At 56.1% G+C, this 433-nt stretch carries 1 protein-coding gene; it reads left to right on the top strand.

Annotated features, from left to right (window positions below):
* Nucleotides 1-223 (top strand): hypothetical protein (locus tag AB1L30_RS00980; protein ID WP_367011465.1); only part of this gene is annotated, 223 nt, incomplete at its 5' end.
* Nucleotides 224-433 lie beyond the last annotated feature (210 nt).

Here is a 433-nt window from a genome sequence, read left to right on the forward strand (position 1 = left end):
ATGCAACGATCGCGACAGCTTAGATATGTCGCGTCGGGCGATGTGGACCTGGCTCGAAGACGCAAATGACCGCGAGAATGACAAACACAATGCTTCCCGCCAACCAGAAGCCGGAGCCGCTGGTGATCTCGTGCACATCGACAAGGATCAGGGAGCCTCGATGCAGAAGAAGAAGGAAGAAGGCTACTTCGGCAACGAGAACGTCTTCGAGATAGATCTGTGAAGTTGGTCGTTTCCCATTAAACTTTCGCTCGTGAACCTGCCCGTCGGCACCTAGCTGTCGGAGACTCTTCGTCGCACCAGGTCATGGCCACGGACATGGGCACCACGGTCACGGCCCATGAAAAAGCCACAACGCGACGCCCTAGTGAAATTCTGGGAAGCCTGGCAGGACGAACTTGCCACGATTCGGATACTTGACCCTGCCTGCGGA

It is taken from the genome of Bremerella sp. JC817, from assembly GCF_040718835.1.
In the GTDB taxonomy this organism is placed as follows: Bacteria; Planctomycetota; Planctomycetia; order Pirellulales; family Pirellulaceae; genus Bremerella.